This window comes from Streptomyces sp. NPDC034099 (genome assembly GCF_055575415.1).
Genome location: NZ_JBVISR010000006.1, coordinates 121,435 through 141,383 on the forward strand (window position 1 = coordinate 121,435; position 19,949 = coordinate 141,383).

Annotated in this window: 15 protein-coding genes; 7 read left to right on the forward strand and 8 right to left on the reverse strand. The window is 74.2% G+C overall.

Going from position 1 to position 19,949, the window contains the following annotated elements; translation table 11 throughout:
• The first annotated feature begins 162 nt into the window (after window positions 1-162).
• Window positions 163-837 carry a glutathione S-transferase C-terminal domain-containing protein gene (locus tag ACZ56V_RS19190; protein WP_467384319.1) on the forward strand — a complete coding sequence of 225 codons (675 nt, stop codon included), beginning with the start codon at window positions 163-165 and terminating at the stop codon, window positions 835-837.
• Between the two features lie 157 nt (window positions 838-994).
• On the opposite strand, the gene absR1 is transcribed toward ACZ56V_RS19190, so the two are convergent.
• Window positions 995-2,074 carry a beta-glucuronidase AbsR1 gene (gene absR1 / locus ACZ56V_RS19195; RefSeq protein WP_467384318.1) on the reverse strand — a complete coding sequence of 360 codons (1,080 nt, stop codon included), beginning with the start codon at window positions 2,072-2,074 and terminating at the stop codon, window positions 995-997.
• A 78-nt stretch (window positions 2,075-2,152) separates the two neighbouring features.
• On the opposite strand from absR1, the gene ACZ56V_RS19200 reads away from it, so the two are divergent.
• On the forward strand, window positions 2,153-3,973 hold the full coding sequence (locus tag ACZ56V_RS19200; RefSeq protein WP_468943652.1) for a LuxR family transcriptional regulator AbsR2: 1,821 nt from the start codon (window positions 2,153-2,155) through the stop codon (window positions 3,971-3,973).
• Between the two features lie 30 nt (window positions 3,974-4,003).
• On the opposite strand, the gene ACZ56V_RS19205 is transcribed toward ACZ56V_RS19200, so the two are convergent.
• A complete protein-coding gene (locus tag ACZ56V_RS19205) occupies window positions 4,004-6,751 on the reverse strand; it encodes a CHAT domain-containing protein (RefSeq protein ID WP_468943655.1) in 2,748 nt (915 codons plus the stop codon).
• Window positions 6,752-6,917: 166 nt separating this feature from the next.
• Here ACZ56V_RS19205 and ACZ56V_RS19210 point away from each other — a divergent pair, with 166 nt between their 5' ends.
• From ACZ56V_RS19210 to ACZ56V_RS19220, 3 genes are all read left to right on the forward strand, one after another.
• The gene (locus ACZ56V_RS19210; protein WP_398916363.1) at window positions 6,918-8,351 is read left to right on the forward strand and encodes a S8/S53 family peptidase; all 1,434 of its coding nucleotides are present in this window, start codon (window positions 6,918-6,920) and stop codon (window positions 8,349-8,351) included.
• 71 nt (window positions 8,352-8,422) lie between these two features.
• The gene (locus ACZ56V_RS19215) at window positions 8,423-8,998 is read left to right on the forward strand and encodes an RNA polymerase sigma factor (protein WP_104632677.1); all 576 of its coding nucleotides are present in this window, start codon (window positions 8,423-8,425) and stop codon (window positions 8,996-8,998) included.
• On the forward strand, window positions 8,995-9,486 hold the full coding sequence (locus ACZ56V_RS19220; protein WP_468943659.1) for a hypothetical protein: 492 nt from the start codon (window positions 8,995-8,997) through the stop codon (window positions 9,484-9,486). Before ACZ56V_RS19215 ends, ACZ56V_RS19220 begins: the two co-directional genes overlap by 4 nt.
• Before the next feature lie 34 nt (window positions 9,487-9,520).
• Here the strand turns inward: ACZ56V_RS19220 and ACZ56V_RS19225 are convergent, their stop codons facing one another.
• Window positions 9,521-10,744: a cytochrome P450 gene (locus tag ACZ56V_RS19225; RefSeq protein WP_468943662.1), complete on the reverse strand. Its 1,224-nt coding sequence runs from the start codon at window positions 10,742-10,744 to the stop codon at window positions 9,521-9,523.
• A gap of 81 nt (window positions 10,745-10,825) precedes the next feature.
• Window positions 10,826-11,623 carry an N-formylglutamate amidohydrolase gene (locus ACZ56V_RS19230; RefSeq protein ID WP_468943664.1) on the reverse strand — a complete coding sequence of 266 codons (798 nt, stop codon included), beginning with the start codon at window positions 11,621-11,623 and terminating at the stop codon, window positions 10,826-10,828.
• Between the two features lie 82 nt (window positions 11,624-11,705).
• On the opposite strand from ACZ56V_RS19230, the gene ACZ56V_RS19235 reads away from it, so the two are divergent.
• Window positions 11,706-12,047 carry a DUF5713 family protein gene (locus tag ACZ56V_RS19235; protein WP_467384310.1) on the forward strand — a complete coding sequence of 114 codons (342 nt, stop codon included), beginning with the start codon at window positions 11,706-11,708 and terminating at the stop codon, window positions 12,045-12,047.
• Window positions 12,048-12,113: 66 nt separating this feature from the next.
• Here ACZ56V_RS19235 and ACZ56V_RS19240 read toward each other — a convergent pair whose 3' ends face one another.
• The 4 genes from ACZ56V_RS19240 to ACZ56V_RS19255 all read right to left on the reverse strand — a co-directional run bounded on the left by ACZ56V_RS19240 (window position 12,114) and on the right by ACZ56V_RS19255 (window position 18,204).
• Entirely contained in the window at window positions 12,114-14,333 is a 2,220-nt protein-coding gene (locus ACZ56V_RS19240) for an NADP-dependent isocitrate dehydrogenase (RefSeq protein WP_468943667.1), read from the reverse strand.
• A 102-nt stretch (window positions 14,334-14,435) separates the two neighbouring features.
• On the reverse strand, window positions 14,436-15,497 hold the full coding sequence (locus tag ACZ56V_RS19245; RefSeq protein ID WP_104632748.1) for a mechanosensitive ion channel family protein: 1,062 nt from the start codon (window positions 15,495-15,497) through the stop codon (window positions 14,436-14,438).
• 154 nt (window positions 15,498-15,651) lie between these two features.
• Entirely contained in the window at window positions 15,652-17,163 is a 1,512-nt protein-coding gene (locus ACZ56V_RS19250) for an amino acid permease (RefSeq protein ID WP_468943670.1), read from the reverse strand.
• A gap of 30 nt (window positions 17,164-17,193) precedes the next feature.
• Window positions 17,194-18,204, reverse strand: coding sequence for a hypothetical protein (locus tag ACZ56V_RS19255; protein WP_467384307.1), 1,011 nt, complete (start codon window positions 18,202-18,204; stop codon window positions 17,194-17,196).
• A gap of 279 nt (window positions 18,205-18,483) precedes the next feature.
• On the opposite strand from ACZ56V_RS19255, the gene ACZ56V_RS19260 reads away from it, so the two are divergent.
• The gene (locus tag ACZ56V_RS19260) at window positions 18,484-19,923 is read left to right on the forward strand and encodes an FGGY family carbohydrate kinase (RefSeq protein WP_398916507.1); all 1,440 of its coding nucleotides are present in this window, start codon (window positions 18,484-18,486) and stop codon (window positions 19,921-19,923) included.
• The last annotated feature ends 26 nt before the right edge of the window (window positions 19,924-19,949 follow it).

Consider the following 19,949-nt stretch of genomic DNA (forward strand, 5'->3'; position numbering starts at 1 on the left):
GTGAAGGGTCTTCGCGAGCGGAAGCTCGCGGGGGCCCTTTTCTCGTGGTGCCCCGTCCTGGCGGTTTCTTGGTGGGCGGACACCCTCTTGACGCGTCCTCGGCACCGGTCGACACTTCCCCAGCAATCCTAGTGATTAGGTAGGGAAACTCCGGGGAGAACCATGACCGTCACACCGCTCGTCCCTGCCCCCGCCTTCCGCGGCCGGATCGGCCGCGACCCGAGCAGCGGCCACTACGCCGTGCCGCGCCGCTACCGCCTCCACCTCGCGCCCGGCCACGACGACTGTCTGGGCATCGCCGTCGTGCACCGCCTCCTCGGCCTCGACCAGATCTGTCCGGTGACCCTCCTGCCCCCGCGCCCCGACTGCCCCGACGGCGGATACGCCGCCCTGCGGCCGCTGTACGAGGCGAGCGCCCACCACTACCGGGGCCCGGCCGTCGCGCCGGTGCTCAGCGACGGCTGGTCGGGCCGGATCGTGAGCACGCACGCGCGCGACATCATGCGCGACCTCGCCCGGTCCTTCACCCCCGCCGCCGGTCCGGCGCTGTATCCCCGCGGTGCGGAGGCGGAGATCGCCGCCGTGGAGGAACTCTGCGCCCGGGCCGCCGACCCCGCGGCGCTGCCCGGCGTGCTGGACCTGCTGGAGCGGCGTCTGACCGCGCACTCCCACGTGGTGGGCGACCGGCTCACCGCCGCCGACGTCGAGGTGTGGGCGGCCCTCGGCCGACGCGACACCCCGCGACGCGCGCACGACCACCCCGCCCTGTGGTCCCACCTCCGGCGCCTGACCGTTCACCCGGCCTTCGGCCGCCCCCTCGCGGGCGGGACCGCCTGACGCGAGGGAACACCGGGAAGTCGCCGTGTCCGCCGCCCCCCAGCGGCGGACACGGCGTGTGCCGCGGCGCGTCGCCCTCCCCCGAAGGCGGCGCGCCGCGGCCGGCCCCCGGCGCCGGTCCGTGGCCACGGCGCCCGGGTGCTCGTGAGCCGCGCGGTCACCAGTACATGACCGCCGTCTCGCCCGCACCCCACGAGGAGTACAGACGCACCCGGACGACATAGCGGCGGCCCTTGACGAAACGGGCCCTGATCGTGGCGTTGCGGGGGGTGCCCCCGTCGTCCTGTCCGGCGAAGTAGCGGGGCACGCCGTCCCGCTCCTCGAAGACCACGACGACGGCGTCACTGTCACCGAAGGTGCCCACCGTGTACTCGCGGGTCTCCGGCGGGTCCACACGGAAGTCGGCCTGCTCGCCCGGCCCGAGACCCAACGGCACCGAGCGGAACGGCACCAGCGGACCGGGCCGGCCGGTGGGCGGGTACCAGCGCAGGGCGAACTCCTTGTCGGCGGCGGAGAGGGTACCGGGCGGGTGCAGGCCGGAGCGGTAGTGCTCGGGCTCCAGTATCAGCCCCGAGGGGAACGGGTACTCCATGATCGACTGCGGGTCCCAGACCGGGCCGTTGGCCTCGTCGCCGTCGAGCGTGCGCAGGATGTTGTGGAAGGTCCGCTCCCGGCTCCAGTGGTTGGGCGGGCCCGCCAGCTCGGCGTAGACGGCCTCGTCGTCCCAGAGGATCCCCGCGAACGGGCTCTGGTGCTCGTGCAGCATGCCGAGCGCGTGCCCGATCTGGTGCAGGGCGGTCGCCCGCTCACCCGGTGCGGTCAGGTCCCAGCCGAAGTTCATCGTACGGTCGTTGAGACCGACCCGGAGCGCGTCCTTGCCCACCGCGGACCAGGAGCCGTCGCCGGGCTGGAAGCCGATGCGCAGCTCCGCCTCCGACCGGTCGCGGACCTCTTCGAGGTCGAGCCCGATGCCGAGGTCCCGCCACTCCCGGAAGCAGTCGCGCACCACGTCCCGCTGCTCCTCGGTCCCCACCCAGGACCCCCGCCGGGGCCGCCCGGTGCCCGGCATCGGGACCACCGAGGTGTCGGTGTCGCCACCGAGGAAGCAGTAGTGCAGCACGGTTCCGTTGACCCACATCCGCTGCCCGCCGACGAGCGCGGCGACGCGCTCGGCGGCCAGCCCCGGTGCGAGCACGGGGGCAGGCTGCTGCGCGAGCGAGCAGTAGCGTGCGGTCATGGTCATCAGGGTGCCGTCCGTCCCGGTCCCGGCGCCTGAGTCGGGGGGTACTCAAGTCCCCCTGTATCAGGGGTGAGTATGCCGACTCATGTTGCCGTGACGACTTCTCTGCGGGACGCGAAGAGGCTGGAGACGCCCTGGCCGTTCACCGGCCGGGCGGACGAACTGGAGCTGGTGCGCAGGTCCGTGGCGGCCGGACGGGGTGGCCTCGTGGTGACGGGCCCGGCGGGCGCGGGCAAGACCAGGCTCGTGACGGAGGCCGTGCGCGGCACCGACTGCGTCCGGGCCGCCGGGACGCCCGAGACCCGGGACATCCCCTTCGCCGCCTTCGCCCACCTGCTGCCCGAGCCGGTCACCCTGCACCGCGCGGTACAACTCCTGTCCGGCGTCCGGCTGCTGCTGGTCGACGACGCCCACCTGCTCGACGGCGCCTCCGCCGCCCTCGTGCACCAGCTCGCCGTGCACGGCCGCACCCGCCTCCTGGTCGTCGCCACCGACGGCGCCGCGGTGCCGGGCGCGGTCTACCGGCTGTGGTCCGGTGAGCTGCTGCCGCGCCTCGCCCTGGAACCGCTGCCCCGCGAGGAGACCGCGGAACTGCTCACGGCCGGCACGGACACCGCCCTGGAGCCGCTCACCGTCGACCGGCTGCACCGACTGGGCCGCGGCGACCTGCGGCTGCTGCGTGACCTGGTGACCGCCGTGCGCGAGGGGGGCCGGCTGGTGCGGGTGCCGGGCACGGACCAGCGGGCGTGGCGGGGACCGGTGCCGATCACCCCGGCAGTCCGCGAGCGCGCCGCCCACGTCCTCGACCGCACCCGCACCGTGGAGCGGGAGACCCTCGAACGCCTCGCCTTCGCCGAGCCCCTGCCCCTGGACCTGGACCGCGACGCCCTGGACGTAGGGGTCCTGGAGAATCTGGAGGCCGAGGGACTGGTCACCGTCGACGACCACGGCGCCACCCGGCTCGCGCACCCCCTGCACGGCCCGGTGCTGCGCGCCGCCGCGGGCGGGCTGCGGGCCCGGCGGCTGGCCCGCACCCCGGACCGGACCGGCCCCGCCCTGGAGGCGGAGCGGGCCGCGCTCGCCCTGCGCATCGAGCAGGCCGACGTACGGGCGATCGAGGCGCCCGTGGGGGAGTGGCTGGTCGCCGAGGGAGCGCCGCTGCCGAGCCGCTACGCGGCACTGCGGGCCCGGTTCGCACGGCTGCGCGGACGACTGCGCGAGGCCGCGGCCTGGGCCCGCGAGGGCCTGCGGACCCACCACGACGATCCGGACTGCCGCACCGAACTCGCCCTGGCCACCGCGCAGTCGGGCGACGGGGCGCCGGTCGTCGAGGGGGAGGCCGCCGTCACCTGGTCCGCCGCCGCGCGCGGCGACCTCGACGAGGCGGTCCGCACGGCCGGCCGGGGCGACCCGTACGACGCCGTCCGGCTCGGCGCACCGGAGCGGGCGACGGGCCGGCTGACCGGCGTCTTCGCCGCGCACGCCGACGCCCTCGCGCGCGGGGACGGACCGGCACTCGACCGGGTCGCCGAGGAGTTGGAGCGGCGCGGATTCCTGCTGTTCGCGGCCGAGGCGAGCGCCCAGGCCGTAGGCGTCCACCGCGACCCGCGGGCCGCGCGCACCGCCCGGACCCGTGCCGCGGCCCTCGCCCGGCGCTGCCCGGGCGCCCGCACCCCCGCGCTGTCCGGCCTGGTGCTCGGCGAACTCACCGCCCGGCAGCGGCAGGTCGTCACGCTCGCCGCCGCGGGCCTGAGCAACCGGCAGATCGCGGAGCGGCTGACCCTGTCCGTCCGCACCGTCGGCAACCACCTCTACGGCGCCTACACCCGCCTCGGCGCGGGCGACCGCGACGCCCTGCCCTGGCTCGTGGAACTGCCCGAGGCCCAACCCGCCTGATCCGGCGGCCGGGTACCGGGTACCGGGCACTCAGGCCGCGCCGAACGCCGAGAAGGCCCACCCCGTCGCCTGGTGCACCGCGTCGCCCGGCAGCGCGGCCCGCGCGTCGCGCAGCGCCTCCGCCAGGGACAGGCCCGCGTCCAGCCCCTTGTGCAGCGCGAGCATCAGCGGCACCACCGCGGCGTCGTTGACCGGCGCGGTGCACGCCACCACCCCGGCCGTGCCCAGCGGCAGCAGCGCGGTGACCAGGCCCAGCAGCTCGTCGGCGCCGACCGACGCGAAGCGTGCGGTGTCGCAGCAGGGCAGGATGATCCGGTACGGGCTGCGGTCGAGCCGCTCGAAGTCGTGCACGATGAGCGGCCCGTCCGCCATCCGCAGCGACGAGAACAAAGGGCTGTCCGCGCGGAAGGTCCCGTGCGCCGCGATGTGCGCCAGGGCCGCACCGTCCAGATCCCGGAGGACCCGCGGCACCCGCGCGTCGTCGCCCTCCAGCACGACGGTCGCGCCCCGCGCGGCGGCGCCACCCCCCGGCACGTCCGCAAGCCCGCGCCGCCCGCCGCCGGGCCCCGTACCGGCCCCGCGGCCCGGCCCGCCGTGCGGCGGCGATGTCCCCGGGCCGGCTCCTCCCGGTGACCGTCGGCCGGCGTAGCGCTCGGAGAGTTCGGGGACCTCGGCGCCGCCGCTCGCCAGGCCGGGGCCGCGGACCAGGACCTGGCGGCCGCCGGGCGGGGGAGCGGTGTCCCTCGCGCGCAGCCAGCTGCTCGCCGACGGCGACACGCTCAGCACCCTCTCGCGCAGGGCGGGCATCAGGGCCCACGGCACCCGGTGCAGCCGGCCCGGCGGGACCACGACGACCGGACCGGAGCCGAGGTGGGCCGCGGCGGGTCCCAGCAGAAGGTGCTGGAGCCGGGCACCGGCCGCCTCCACCAGCGGCAGCCGCGCCTCGGCACCCGGGTGGGCCAGCCGCCGCAGTCCGGCCTGCACGTGCTCGGCCTCGACCTCCGCCTCGGCCAGCAGCCCGGCCTCGAACCGCCGTACCCGCCCCTGTCCGCACAGCAGCACGTGCACCCGGCCGTCGAGCACCGCCAGCTCGACCAGCCGCGTCTCGTCGCCCAGCCGCCGCAGCAGCCGCGCCACGTCGAACCGGTCGCCGTCGCCGGGCGCCTCGCCCCGCATGTGCAGGGTGCGGGAGCGGATCTCCCGCTCCAGGCGCCGCTGTTCGCGCTCCAGGGCGGGAGCGGGCCGGCCGCCGTCGGTGCGGGCCTCCTCCGCGCGGGCGGCGAGTTCCCGGAACGCCGTCATGGCGGTCAGCAGCACCGGGTCGGCCGGCGGCCGGGTCGGCGGCGCCGACAGCACCGTCGCCCGCCAGCGCTCGCTCCAGCCCAGCAGCCGCCGCGGCCCGCCCGAGACCAGCGAGGCCCGCTGGGCCAGCGCCGCCAGCTCCGCGCCCTGCGCGGTGGCCCGGGCCCGCAGTTCCGAGGCGCCCAGCGTCATCCGGTGGTCGTCGAGGACGCCCAGACCGCGCCGGCAGGCCTCCAGGACGCCCCGCGGCGACCCCGCCGCCCGCGCCCGCAGCGCCTGCGCCGCCCAGCCCGTCATCCGCGCCAGCGGCGGCCCGCTGTGCCGGCTGCGCGCGGCCACCGCCAGATGCCGTTCCGCGTCCGCCGTCCAGCCGAGGTCCAGCGCGATCCGGCCCGCGAGCAGCGAAGCCTCCGGCGCGGCGGGCGCACCGAAGGCCGCCAGCCGCTCCGCCACCGCCGCCGCGTCCGCGACCAGCCGGCCCGACCCGCGCCCCGTGGCGACCCGCGCCTCGATCAGCACCAGCCGGGCATGCGTCTCGTACCAGGTACGCCGCTGCCCGGCGAACAGCCGCACCGCGACGGCCGCGCGCGCGAGCGCGGTCTGCGGCTCGTCCGCCAGCCGGGCCGCCCGCGCGGCCACCAGCAGCAGCTCCGCCTTGCGGGTGGACTGCCCGCCGATCCCGTCCAGCGCCGCGATCGCCCCGTCCGCCTCCGCCAGCGCCTCGGTGGCCAGCCCCGCCGCCATCAGCACCTCGCAGCGCCGGATGGTGAGCATGAACGTCGGCGTCCCCAGCTTCGCGTACCGCTCCTCCGCCTCGTCCAGCAACCGCAGCGCCGCGGGCACGTCACCGGCGCGGAACGCCGCGAGGCCCCGGCTCTCCACCGCGTCGGCCTTGTCGTGCTCCTGGCCCGTGGTGTCCCACAGCGCCTCCGCCGCCGTGAAGTCGGCGTTGGCCCGCTCCACCGAGCCCTGCGCCAGGTGCACGGTCGCCCGCAGCGTCAGTGCCCGCGCCGTCCAGATCACGTCGTCGGCCTGCCGCAGCACCGGGATCGCCCGCCGTACGTCCTCCAGCGCCGCACCGTGCCGGCCGAGCACCCACCACACGTACGCCCGTCGGTACAGCACCCGCGCGCGCGTGTGACCGCTCCCGCGCGCCACACCCCGCTCGAACGCGGCCAGCCCCGCCCGGGTGCGTCCGGCGTGCACCAGCGCGACCCCGAGCGTGGCCAGGACGTCCGCCTCCCGCTCGGCCGACTCCGCGCGGGCGGCGAGGTCGCGGGCGCGCCGCAGATGGGCCAGCGCCCGCCGGGTGTCGCCGAAGTCCCGCTGCCAGATGCCGATCACCTGATGGGCGACCGAGGCGTGCAGCGGCGAGGGATCGGCGCCCAGCACCTCCTGAGCCCGCGTCAGCGCTTCGCCCGGGGCGGCGAACACCATCGGCAGCAGTTCCAGAACCGGGTCGTTTCGCGCTGTCACCCCACGGATGGTAGTGCTCCGGAACCACGCCACACAGGTTCGAGTCTGTATCAATCGGCCGCCCCGGGACTCTGATTGACGACCGCTGCCACCACCGTGGTCACGTTCGCGGTCACGACCGCGGCCCCGAACGTCGTCACCGCCACCGATCCAGCGGAGGACAAGCATGGCACCACAGCGATTCCGCGAGCAGTTCGACCAGATCCAGCGCTCGATGCCGGACGTCCCGCTGGCGATGGGACCGGACGACTCCGCCGAGTTCCTCTACGAGAAGGGCGTCGTCCTCGCCCGCGACGGCGAGGAGGCGCGCCTCGTCGAGGACACCGTGCGCGACCACTTCACCACCATGGCCGGGCTGACACCGGACCACGTGCGCCGGGCGAGCCCCGAGACCAACCGCACCGGCATCACCCGCATCCAGGTCGCCGACCCCGGCCAGGGCGACGGCGGCGGCGACCCCACCGTCGCCCATGCCCTGCGCTCCCTCAGGACGATGGAGGGCCGCGCGGGCCGCCGGCTGATCAGCCGCAACCACGTCGTCTCCATCGCCGTCAACGCCTGCCCCGGTGACGAGCCCGTGCCCGTCCCGCTGAGCGAGCCGCCCAACCCGGCCGCCGACGCCACGCCGTACGACGCCGCGACCGCCGTCGGCGTCCTCGTCATCGACACCGGCCTCATGCACGACTACCGGTCCTACCCGCTGCTGGCCCACACCGAGGGCGACGCCCAGATCAGGGAGTGCGGCGACGACGGCGTCCTGTGCCAGTACGTCGGGCACGGCACGTTCATCGCCGGGCTGGTCGCCGCCGTCGCGCCCAACACCGAGGTGACCGTCCGCAACACCCTCAACGACGCGGGCGCGATCCTGGAGTCCGAGCTGGGCGAGAAGCTCTTCGAGGCCGTCGACCGCAGCGGCTGGCCCGAGATCCTCAGCCTCTCCGCCGGCACCTCCAACGGCCGCACCGACGGCCTGCTCGGCGTGCACGCCTTCATGGAGGAACTCCGCGGCCGGCGCACCCTGCTGGTCGCCGCCGCGGGCAACAACGCCAGCGCCACGCCCTTCTGGCCCGCCGCCTACGCCACCCTGCCCGGCTGGGAGGACTCGGTGCTGTCGATCGGGGCGCTGCGCTCCGACGGAGAGTTCGGCGCCTGCTTCAGCAACCACGGCGGCTGGGTGCGGGCCTACGCCCCCGGCGAGCGCCTCACCAGCGCCCTCACCGGCTTCGGGACACCCGTGCCGTACGTCTACCAGCACTCCACCTACGACGCCTGCCGGTTCGGTTTCGGCTACGCCTGCACCTGCCAGTACCCCCGGCACAACGGGGTGCTGAGCGAGCCGGGCGAGGCGCCCGCCAAGCCGGACCAGGTGATGTTCGAGGGGCACGCGCAGTGGAGCGGCACCTCCTTCGCCACCCCCGTGGTCGCGGGGCTGGTCGCCTCCCACATGACGGCGCACAAGGAGACCGACCCGCGCGCGGCGAGCCGGCAACTGCTCGCGGCCAACACCGAGTACGCGGAGGTGCGCGGGGCGCACGTGCCCGCGCTGCTGCCGCCCACCTGGCGCCCGGTCTCCGTCGACCCGTCGGCGGGCGGGTCGTGAACGGCCTGCTGTCGGTCGGAACCCTCCACTCCACGGCGTACGATGGCAGGTCGTACACGAGGGGTGGGACCGTGGACCGTGCAGATGTCGGGGCGCTCGTCCAGTCGGCGGCCGACGGGGACGCGGCGGCCTGGAAGTCACTGGTGGACGGGCTCGGCCCGCTGGTCTGGTCCGTGGCCAGGTCGCACGGGCTGTCCGACGCCGACGCGCACGAGGTGTACCAGACCGCCTGGTTCCGCTTCGCCCAGCATCTGGGCCGGATCCGGGAACCGGAGAAGTCCGGCTCCTGGCTGGCGAGCACGGCACGGCACGAGTGCCTGAAGCTGCTCAAGGCCTCCAGGCGGTGGACGCCGACCGACGATCCGCAGCTGCTCGACCGGCCGAGCGAGGACCGCACGCCGGAGGAGTCGGTGCTCGACTCCGAGGAGGCCGCCGCGCAGACCGAGCGCGTACGGCTGCTGTGGCAGGAGTTCGAGGAACTGGGCGAGCGGTGCCGCCAGTTGCTGCGGGTGCTGATCTCCTCGCCACCGCCCAGTTATCAGGAGGTGTCCGCCGCGCTCGGTATCGCGGTGGGCAGCATCGGGCCGATGCGCCAGCGCTGTCTGCGCCGGCTGCGGGCCCGGCTGGAGGCACGGGGGACGAAATGAGCGATCTGAACGACGGGCGCGACGAGCGCGACGAGTACGACGAGGGCGACGGGGAGCTGTACCACGGCCTCCTGGAGGAGGAGCTGCGCCAGGCCGCCGCGATCCTGGACCCGGTCCCGGCCGAGCTGCGGCGGGTCGCCGTCGACGCCTTCGCCCTGCGCGACCTGGACGTCCGCGTCGCCGAGCTGACCTTCGACTCGCTGGTGGACGGCATCCCCGTCAGGGGAGACACGGACCCGCCGCGGATGCTGACCTTCCAGTCGGACGGGGTGACCGTCGACGTCGAGGTGACCGCCCAGGGCCTGATCGGCCAGCTGCTGCCGCCGGGCCCGGCCGGGATCGAGGTGCTGAGCGGCCCGCGGGCGCATGCCCGGCTGGCGGCCGACGACATGGGCCGGTTCACCGGCGAGGCCCCGCCCGCCGGCCCGTTCGCGCTGCGGCTGCGGACCGGCCGTGAGGTGGTCGTGACGGAGTGGCTGCGGGCCTGACGCGTGCCACCCGCCAGACGGGGGGTGTGCGGGGCTACCAGGTGCAGGGCAGCGTGCGCGGACCCCTGATCATGGTCCTGCGGCGCCAGGCCACATGGTCGGCCGGGACCGCGAGCCGCAGCCCCGGCAGCCGGTCGAGGAGCGTGTCGACCAGCAGCTCGGTCTGCATCCGGGCGAGCACGGCGCCCGTGCAGAAGTGGTGCCCGTTGCCGTACGCCAGGTGCGGGTTGGGGTCGCGGTCCAGGTCGATGCGGTCCGGGTCGGGGAAGACGTCGGGATCGCGGTTGGCGGCCAGGTACGACACGTACACGGGGTCACCGGCGGCGATGCGCGTCCCGCGCACCTCGGCGTCCTCCAGGGCGATGCGGGCCAGGCCCACCGAGGTGCGGTGCGAGATCCAGCGCAGCAGCGCGTCCAGCGCCGTGCCGCGCGCCTCGGGCCGCTCCCGCGTCCGCGCCATCAGCTCGGGGCGGGTGAGCAGCAGGTACAGCATCTGGCCGACGTTGTGCGTGACGGCCTCGCCGCCGATCTGCAGCGGCCCCGCGAGCCCGACGGCCTCCGTCTCGCCGACCTCGCCGCGGCCCACGGCGGCGCCGAGCATCGAGTACACGTCGGTGCCCCCGCTGCCGGCCCGGGCGCGGACGGTCTCGGTGATCCACCCGTACAGGCCCTGCTTCGCCCGCTCGGCGGCCTCGGCGCCGCCGGAGGTGGAGATGATCTGCCGGGTCCAGGAGTGCACGCGCTCCCGGTCTGCGGCCGGCACGCCCATCACCTCGCTGACGACGGCGATCGGGAACGGCTCCAGGACCCGCTCGACCAGGTCGGCCGGCGGCCCCTCGGAGAGGATCCCGTCCACCAGACCGTCGAGGATCTCCTGCGCCCGGGGCCGCAGCCGCTTCGTCGCCCCCACGGTGAACGCGCCCGCGACCGCGCGCCGCAGCCGGTTGTGGTCGGGCTGGTCGGCGAAGGCCAGCGAGCCGGGGCGCGGCTTGAAGTGCGGGGCGAGACGCGTGATCTGACCCTTCGTCACCTCGGCCCGTCCGAAGCGCGGATCGTTCGTGATCGCCTTCACGTCGTCGTACCGCGTCGCCAGCCAGGACCAGCCCTCGCCGTGCGGGAGCCGGACGCGGGTCAGCGGGCCCTCGCGCATCAGCTCGGCGAGGACCGGGTCGAACTCCGGGCCGTCCAGGTCGAGGGCGGGCCAGTCCCGCACCGGGGGCGGCGACTGGCCGGTGAGCGTGGTGGTCTCCTGCGTCACCCCCCCACCCTCGCCGCGCCCCCGCCCGGCTGTCGCGCGGGAGTGCTGCAGCCGGTGGCCGGCGGTCCGGCGGGATGGCGGTCAGGCGGTCACGGAGTCCACGAGCGCCGCCAGCGACTCGGCGAGCCGGGACAGCCCCGGCCCGGCCGGGCCGCCCGGCTCCGTCATGTAGGTGTCCCGGCGGATCTCCACCATCAGCGCGCCGACCTCGGCCCGCGTCCCGTAGAAGTCCAGCGGCACGTACGTCCCGCCGAACGGGCTGTCCAGCCCGGTCTCCCCGCACGGGGCGAACGCCTCCCGGGCCGCGGCGAGCAGCCCGGGAGATGTGTGGAAGGCGTCGGTGCCCAGGCAGACGGGCGGGCGCGGACCCGTACCGTGCAGTTCGTAGGGGAGCGGCTCGGTCGGGTAGGAGTGCACGTCGATGATCACGGCCCGGCCGGTGGCCGCGAGCCGGCCGGCGACCGCCTCGGTCATCGCCCGCGCGTACGGCCGGAAGTACCGCTCGATCAGCGGCGCGGGGTCCGTGCCCTCGGGGCGCAGCACCTCGCGGTGCGACGTCCGCGTGTACACGGCGCCCATCCCTACGGCGGTCATCTCCTCGCGCTCGTCCGGGAACCGCTCCGGGTCCACGACCAGCCGCGACACCCGGTTCACGAACCGCCAGGGCGTGAGACCGGCCAGCTCGGCGGCCCGCCCGGCGATCTCCGCGGTGTGCGAGTCGGTCATGTGGTCCAGTTCCCGCTCCAGCCCCGCGTCGGACAGGACGATGCCGGCACGGACGTCGGCCGGGATCTCACGGGAGGAGTGCGGCACGTGCAGCAGCACGGGGGAGTGCGGGGCACCCGGCAGCAGCTCGAAGGCGGACGGGGCGTCGGTCACGGGGCGGCTCCCAGGGCGTTGTCAGTGGGGTGCGGCAGGATCGGCGGGGACGGTGCCGGGCAGCGAGGACAGGGGGGGCGTCATGCCGATCACCCATCAGCGGGTGACCGCACATCGGTTTCTGGGGGGTCTGTACGAGGACGACTACTTCCCCGACCACGTGGTGGACCGGGGCAGCGAGATCCTGCTCCGGCTGTGTGCCCGCGTCGAGGCGGACCGGCCGGCCGGCGTGGCGGCGCTCTACGCGCTGACCCACGCGGCCACCGAGGAGTTCAACGAGCTGGAGGCGGCCTTCGAGGAGGCAGGCAGCGAGATCGAGACCACGGCCCGGGAGGAGATCGGCGAGGCCTTCTGGTTCGTCGCCCAGGCCTACGGCTTCCCGGACGCCGACCCGGAGGAGCTGATCGGACCACGGGAGTGGTGAAGATGCGGCACCCCGCCTCCGAGGGGACGGAGACGGGGTGCCGGGGGCCCTGCGGCCCTGGGAGGGTCAGGCGAGGGACGCCAGCGCCTCGTTCCAGGTGGCCGACGGGCGCATGATCTTGGCGGCCTTGGCCGGGTCGGGCTGGTAGTAGCCGCCGATCTCGGCCGGCTTGCCCTGGACGGCGTTCAGCTCCTCGACGATCTTCTGCTCGCTCGCGGTGAGCGTCTCGGCGAGCGGGGCGAAGGCCTTGGCCAGGTCCGCGTCGTCGGTCTGCTTCGCCAGCTCCTGCGCCCAGTACAGGGACAGGTAGAAGTGGCTGCCGCGGTTGTCGATGCCGCCGACGCGGCGGGTCGGGGACTTGTCCTCGTTGAGGAAGGTCGCCGTGGCGCGGTCGAGGGTGTCGGCGAGGACCTTGGCCTTGCCGTTGCCCGTGGCCTCGGCGTACTGCTCCAGGGACGGCACCAGGGCGAAGAACTCACCGAGGGAGTCCCAGCGCAGGTAGTCCTCCTTGACCAGCTGCTGCACGTGCTTCGGGGCCGAACCGCCGGCACCGGTCTCGAAGAGGCCGCCGCCCGCCATCAGTGGGACGACCGACAGCATCTTGGCGCTGGTGCCCAGCTCCAGGATCGGGAACAGGTCGGTCAGGTAGTCGCGCAGGACGTTGCCGGTGACCGAGATGGTGTTCTCGCCGCGGCGGATGCGCTCCACCGACAGCTTGGTCGCCTCGACCGGGTCGAGGATCCGGATGTCCAGGCCCTCGGTGTCGTGCTCCGGCAGGTACTGCTTGACCTTGGCGATCAGGTTGGCGTCGTGGGCGCGGCCCTCGTCCAGCCAGAAGACGGCCGGGTCGCCGGTGGCGCGGGCGCGGGTGACGGCCAGCTTCACCCAGTCGCGGATCGGCGCGTCCTTGGTCTGGCAGGCGCGGAAGATGTCACCGGCGGAGACCGTCTGCTCCAGCACGGCGTTGCCGGCGGCGTCGACCAGGCGGACCGTGCCGGTGGTGGGGATCTCGAAGGTCTTGTCGTGGCTGCCGTACTCCTCGGCCTTCTGCGCCATGAGGCCGACGTTCGGGACCGAACCCATGGTGGAGGGGTCGTAGGCGCCGTTGGCGCGGCAGTCCTCGATCACGGCCTGGTACACGCCGGCGTAGGAGGAGTCCGGGATCACGGCGAGGGCGTCGTGCTCCTGGCCGTCCGCGCCCCACATGTGACCGGAGGTGCGGATCATGGCCGGCATGGAGGCGTCGATGATGACGTCCGAGGGCACGTGCAGGTTGGTGATGCCCTTGTCGGAGTCGACCATGGCCAGCTCCGGGCCCTCGGCCAGCTCGGCGTCGAAGGACGCCTTGATCCCGGCGCCCTCGGGCAGGGACTCCAGGCCCTTGTAGATGCCGCCCAGGCCGTCGTTGGGGGTGAGACCGGCCTTGGCGAGCGTCTCGCCGTACTGCGCGAAGGTCTTCGGGAAGAAGGCGCGGACCACGTGGCCGAAGATGATCGGGTCGGAGACCTTCATCATCGTGGCCTTCAGGTGCACCGAGTACAGGATGCCCTCGGCCTTGGCACGGGCGACCTGCGCGGTGAGGAACTCGCGCAGCGCGGCGACGCGCAGCACGGAGGCGTCGACGACCTCGTCCTTCTTCACCGGCACCGACTCGCGCAGCACCGTGGTGGTGCCGTCGTCGCCGACCAGCTCGATCCGCAGGGTGCCGTCCTCGGCGATCACCGTGGACTTCTCGGTGGAACGGAAGTCGTTCTCGCCCATGGTCGCCACGTTGGTCTTGGACTCGGAGGTCCAGGCGCCCATGCGGTGCGGGTGGGTCTTGGCGTAGTTCTTCACCGAGGCCGGGGCACGGCGGTCGGAGTTGCCCTCGCGCAGGACCGGGTTGACCGCGGAGCCCTTGACCTTGTCGTAGCGGGCGCGGACGTCGCGCTCCTCGTCGGTCTTCGGGTCGTCCGGGTAGGCCGGCAGCGCGTAGCCCTGGCCCTGGAGCTCGGCGATGGCGGCCTTGAGCTGCGGGATGGACGCCGAGATGTTCGGCAGCTTGATGATGTTGGCGGCCGGCGTCTTGGCCAGCTCGCCCAGCTCCGCGAGGGCGTCCGGGATGCGCTGCTCCTCGGTCAGGTACTCCGGGAACAGGGCGATGATGCGGCCGGCCAGCGAGATGTCGCGGGTCTCGACCGCGACACCCGCCTGCGAGGCGTACGCCCGGACCACCGGCAGGAACGAATACGTCGCCAGGGCCGGGGCCTCGTCAGTGTGTGTATAGATGATGGTCGAGTCAGTCACCGGGTGCTCCGCTCCACGTCTGCAACATTGCTCGACATCAAGATATCTCCTGATCGACCCGGGCTCGACAGGGGTCGCGGGGAGATTCCGGCCACGCCGCGCTCAGCCGAACGGGACGACGTCCTCGCCCGCCCGCTGCTGCGGGAGGACCACGGCCCCCTGCTGCAGCGCGACCGTCCGGGCGGGCGACGGGATCCGGATGCCCTCCGCGCGGTAGCGCCGGTGCAGCCGCTTGATGAACTCGTGCTTGATCCGGTACTGGTCGCTGAACTCGCCCACGCCCAGGATCACGGTGAAGCCGATCCGCGAGTCGCCGAAGGTGTGGAAGCGGATCGCCGGCTCGTGGTCCGGCACCGCGCCGCTGACCTCGGTCATCACCTCGGCGATCACCTCGTCCGTCACCCGCTCCACGTGGTCCAGGTCACTGTCGTAGGAGACCCCGACCTGGACCAGCACGGTCAGCTGCTGCTCGGGCCGCATGAAGTTGGTCATGTTCGACTTCGCGAGCTGCCCGTTGGGGATCACCACCAGGTTGTTGGACAGCTCGCGCACGGTGGTCTGGCGCCAGTTGATGTCCTCGACGTAACCCTCCTCGCCGCTGCTGAGCTGGATGTAGTCACCCGGCTGCACGGTCTTGGAGGCGAGGATGTGAATGCCCGCGAAGAGGTTGGCGAGCGTGTCCTGGAGGGCCAGCGCCACCGCCAGACCGCCCACGCCCAGGGCGGTCAGCATCGGCGCGATGGAGACGCCCAGTGTCTGCAGCATCACCAGGAAGCCGATGGCCAGCACCAGGATCCGGGTGATGTTCACGAAGATCGTGGCCGACCCGGCGACCCCGGAGCGCGAGTTCGTCACCGTCCGCACCAGACCCGCGATCACCCGGGCCGCCGTCACCGTCGCCACGAAGATCAGCAGCACCGTCAGCACCTGGTTGACACCGTGCTGCACCGTCCGCGTCAGCGGCAGCGCCGCCGCTGCACCGGCCACCCCGGCCGCGACCGCCGCCCACGGCGCCACCGTGCGCAGCGCGGCCACGATCACGTCGTCGCCGCCCCAGCGGGTGCGCCCGGCATGGCCCGCCAGCCAGCGCAGCAGCAGCCGCAGCAGGAACGCCCCCAGCAGGCCCGCGCCCAGCGCGATGCCGGCGGGCAGCAGATGGTCCATGGTCAGGTCCTCGGTCACCGGCAGTCTCCAAAGCCACGGGATGTCGGGGATGCGCGATCCGGCGTGACCGCAAGGCAGTTCGACCGGCGCGAGGGCTCATCCTGCCGCATCCCGAGGTGTGGTCCGTACCGTGCGAGGGGCGGAACGGGGCGTTTCAGACGATGCCCTCGGCGAGTTCCGCCTGCTCGCGGTCGTCGCCGTACGCCGCGGTCGTCGGGGTGCCGTACGAACGGCGGGCGACGAACCACCACACCGTGGCCAATACCAGTACGACGACCAGGGCGACGGCGGCGTAGTTCATCGTGTCGACCGTCACCGGGAACGACTGGGGCAGGCAGAACAGCACGGTGACCAACGCCACCCACACCACCGCGACCCACCCGACCGGCCTGCTCCACCGGCCCAGGTTCCAGGGCCCCGGGGTGAACCGGTCGCCGGCCCGCAGCCGCAGCAGCACCGGGATGGCGTAAGCGGGAGTGATGCCGATGACGTTGATGGCGGTCACCGCGCCGTACGCCGTCGCCGAGTACAGGGACGGCAGCGCCAGCAGAGCGGCCACCGCCACCGACAGCCACACCGCGGCGACCGGGGTCTGGGTGCGGGCGGAGACTTTGCGCCACAGCGACGAACCGGGCAGGGCGCCGTCCCGGCTGAACGCGAACACCATCCGGCTGGCGGCGGCCACCTCGGCGTTGCCGCAGAACAACTGCGCCACGATCACCACGAGCAGCAGCGCGCTCGCGCCGTCCGTGCCCAGCCCGTCGAGGAGGATCTGTGCGGGCGGCACCCCGGTCGCGGTGTCGCGCGTCGCGTCGTAGTCCTGGATGGCGAAGGTCAGCCCGGCCAGCAGCACGAAGCCCGCCAGCCACGACACCCAGATGGCCCGCACGATGCCGCGCGCCGCCGACACCGAGGCGTTGGAGGTCTCCTCGGACAGATGGGCGGAGGCGTCGTAGCCGGAGAAGGTGTACTGCGCGAGCAGCAGCCCGATCGCGGCCACGTACAGGGGGTTCTCCCAGCCGGTGTCGTTGACGAACTCGGTGAAGACGAAGGACGGCGACTGGTGGTGGTCGGGGACGATCACCAGAGCGCCGACGATCAGCGCCACACCGGCCAGGTGCCACCACACGCTCACCGAGTTGAGCACGCTGACCAGCCGCACGCCGAAGAGGTTGAGGGTGGCGTGCAGCAGCAGGATCACGAGGAAGATCAGCATCGTCTTCTCCGGCGTCGGCTCGAAGCCCCACTGGAGGTTCAGGAACGCTCCCGTGAACAGCGCCGCCCCGTAGTCGATCCCGGCGATCGCGCCGAGCAGCCCCAGCAGGTTCAGCCAGCCGGTGTACCAGCCCCAGCGGCGGCCGCCGAGCCGGTCGGCCATGTAGTACAGCGCGCCGGACGTCGGATACGCGCTGGTGACCTCGGCCAGCGCCATCCCGACGCACAGCACGAACAGGCCGACGCCCGCCCAGCCCCACAGCATCACGGCGGGGCCGCCGGTGCCCAGGCCGAAGCCGTACAGGGTCATGCAGCCGGACAGGATCGAGATCACCGAGAAACTGATCGCGAAGTTGCCGAAACCGCCCATGCGGCGGGCCAGCACCGGCCGGTAGCCGAGTTCGCGCAGACGCTGTTCCTCGCTGACGGACGGTTCAGAGGGGCGGGACATGACAGACCTCCGGGACGGAAGGGTGGGGGGTCAGGGGCGCCGTCGGCCGTGGCCGCGGGCGCGGGCGGCCGAACGGCTGCGCGTGCGGGCCTGGAGGAACACCTCCACCGCCCGCCCGGCCGAACCGTCGCCCGGGGCCCGGCAGGCCCAGGGCAGCGGCGTCCAGTAGGGGCCGAGCGCGTCGAACACCTGGTTCGCCTCCCGGAACCGGAGGGCGCCCCACAGTGCGTGGGCCAGGTGGTTCAAGTCAGGCAGGGACCGCTCGTCGCGCGGGGAGAGCGCGAACCAGGAGTCGAACGCCTGCCGTGCCTCACGGGTGGCGTCCTCCGCCACCCAGTGCAGATCCAGCGCCGCCTCCCGCGCACCCGAGCGGCGGTAGCGCTCCACCCGCACGTACAGCGGCAGCACGTGCAGCGCCGAGCCGGGCGGCGCCGAACCCGCCGCCCAGTGCGCGAACCCGGCCGCCCGGGCCAGGCGTTCGGAGTCGCCGCGCGGATACAGGAACTGCAGCATCCGGTGGTGGGCCTCCCGGTTGTACGGGTCGCGCTTGCCGGCCTCGGCCAACAGCCCCCACGGGCCCGGCGGCAGCATCGGCTCCGGCGGCGCCATCCGGTGCTCCTCCCAGCGCTGCCCCTCGTCCAGCCGGGCCAGTGCCAGCAGACACACCCACGGCACCGGGTCGTGGGGCGCGGCCCGCGTCGCCGCGTCGCAGGCGTGCCAGGCCTGCTGCCACAGTTCGCGGGTGCGGGGATGGCCCTCGCGATGCGCCCGCAGCGTGCGCTCCACGGCCACCCGGGCATGCATCACCGCGGCCGCCACGCTGTGCGGCTCCTCCGCGAGCCAGGCCCGCACCACGTCCGTACCGGCCGCCGAGGCCGCGAGCACCTGGGTGCGCCGCGTCCACTGCGCCCAGGAGCCGGTCTGCTCCAGCAGGATGCGCATCGACATCCAGCGCCCGGCCCGCACCTCCTGGAGGGCGGAGCGCAGCGCGGTGTCGTGTCCGGCGGGGTCGTAGGCGGGCTGTGCACCGTCCCTGGCCATCACACGCCCGCGGCAGGGAGCGGAACGGACCGTATGGCGGCATGGCGTGACAAACAGCCCTCCCCGGGGGCGGTGGTGCGGTGGTCGAGCGGTCGGCGCACACTATAGAGGCGGAGGTTCCGCCTCTGTTCGCTTTCGCGGCACCGGCGCAAAACCATGGCCATCAGGGCGAACTGACTGGCCGTCAGTCACCCTTGACGCCGTGTGTCCACGAGGGCAGGCTGGCGCGCAGTGATCGCCGAGACCGTCGGCGCCGGAGCGGGGAGCCGGGAGGTGCAGGTGCCGGACTCGGTACTCGCCGTCGACCAGGGCACGTCCGGCACCAAGGCGCTGGTGATCTGCCCCGAGCGCGGTGTTCTCGGCACCGGTTTCGCCGAGGTCCGGCCCCGCCACCTGCCCGGCGGCCTGGTGGAGGTGGACCCGGAGGAGCTGTACGGCTCGGTGGTCGACGCCGGGCGCCGGGCGCTCGCCGACGCGGGCGAACCGGTCACCGCGCTGGGCCTGGCCAACCAGGGCGAGACGGTCCTCGCCTGGGACCCGGAGACCGGCCGTCCGCTCACCGACGCGCTGGTCTGGCAGGACCGCCGCGCGGAACCCCTCTGCGCCGAACTGGCCGACCACGCGGACGAGTTGCGCCACCTGACCGGCCTGCCCCTGGACCCGTACTTCGCGGCGCCGAAAATGGCCTGGATACGACGGAACCTCACCCGAGCGGGCCATGTCACCACCTCCGACACCTGGCTCGTCCACCGCCTCACCGGCGCCCACGTCACGGACGCCGCGACCGCCTCGCGCACCGGGCTCCTCGACCTGGAACGCGCCGAGTGGTCGCCACACGCGCTGGAGCTGTACGGGCTGACCGGCGAACGGCTGCCGGACATCGTGGACAACGCCGCCCACACCGGCACGACCAGGGCCTTCGGCCCCGAACTCCCGCTCACCGGCCTCGCCGTCGACCAGCAGGCCGCGCTGCTCGCCCAGCGCGTCACCGAGCCCGGCACCGCCAAGTGCACCTACGGCACCGGCGCGTTCCTCCTCGCCCACACCGGCGGCACACCGCGGCGGGGCGCCTCGGGCCTGGCCGCCTGCGTCGCCTGGCGGCTCGGCGGACGCACCGACCACTGCCTGGACGGCCAGGTGTACACGGCCGCCTCCGCCGTACGCTGGCTCACCGACCTCGGCGTCATCGGCGGCGCCGCCGACCTCGACCCCGTGGGCGCCGCGGTGCCGGACGCCGGCGGCGTCACCTTCGTCCCGGCGCTGGCCGGGCTCGCCGCTCCCTGGTGGCGCGGCGACCTGCGCGGCTCGCTCACCGGTCTCGGCCTGGACACCACCCCCGGGCACCTGGTGCGCGCCCTGTGCGAGGGCCTCGCCGCCCAGGTCGCCGAACTCGCCGACGCCGCGGCGGCCGACCTCGGTGCGCCGCTGACCGTACTGCGCGTCGACGGCGGCCTCACCCGCTCCGCGCTCCTCATGCAGACCCAGGCCGACCTGCTGCAACGCCCGGTCGAGGTGTCCGCCCTGCCGGACGCCACCGCGCTCGGCGTCGGCGCCCTGGCCCGGCTCGGCGCGAACCCGTCCCGCACCCTCGCCGAGGCACTCCCCGACGTGGGTCCCACCACGCTGTACGAGCCCCGCATCACCGCCGACGAGGCCACCGAGCGCCGGACCCGCTTCCGCACGGCGGTCGCGGCACTGCTTGCCGGAGGTCCGGCATGACCGGCGGCCACCACGCCGCTCCCCGG

Coding starts and splice junctions, on each gene's coding strand:
- ACZ56V_RS19190 (WP_467384319.1), top strand. CDS start 163: ATGACCGTCACACCGCTCGTCCCTGCCCCCGCCTTCCGCGGCCGGATC.
- absR1 (WP_467384318.1), bottom strand. CDS start 2,074: ATGACCGCACGCTACTGCTCGCTCGCGCAGCAGCCTGCCCCCGTGCTC.
- ACZ56V_RS19200 (WP_468943652.1), top strand. CDS start 2,153: ATGCCGACTCATGTTGCCGTGACGACTTCTCTGCGGGACGCGAAGAGG.
- ACZ56V_RS19210 (WP_398916363.1), top strand. CDS start 6,918: ATGGCACCACAGCGATTCCGCGAGCAGTTCGACCAGATCCAGCGCTCG.
- ACZ56V_RS19220 (WP_468943659.1), top strand. CDS start 8,995: ATGAGCGATCTGAACGACGGGCGCGACGAGCGCGACGAGTACGACGAG.
- ACZ56V_RS19235 (WP_467384310.1), top strand. CDS start 11,706: ATGCCGATCACCCATCAGCGGGTGACCGCACATCGGTTTCTGGGGGGT.
- ACZ56V_RS19245 (WP_104632748.1), bottom strand. CDS start 15,497: ATGGACCATCTGCTGCCCGCCGGCATCGCGCTGGGCGCGGGCCTGCTG.
- ACZ56V_RS19250 (WP_468943670.1), bottom strand. CDS start 17,163: ATGTCCCGCCCCTCTGAACCGTCCGTCAGCGAGGAACAGCGTCTGCGC.
- ACZ56V_RS19255 (WP_467384307.1), bottom strand. CDS start 18,204: ATGGCCAGGGACGGTGCACAGCCCGCCTACGACCCCGCCGGACACGAC.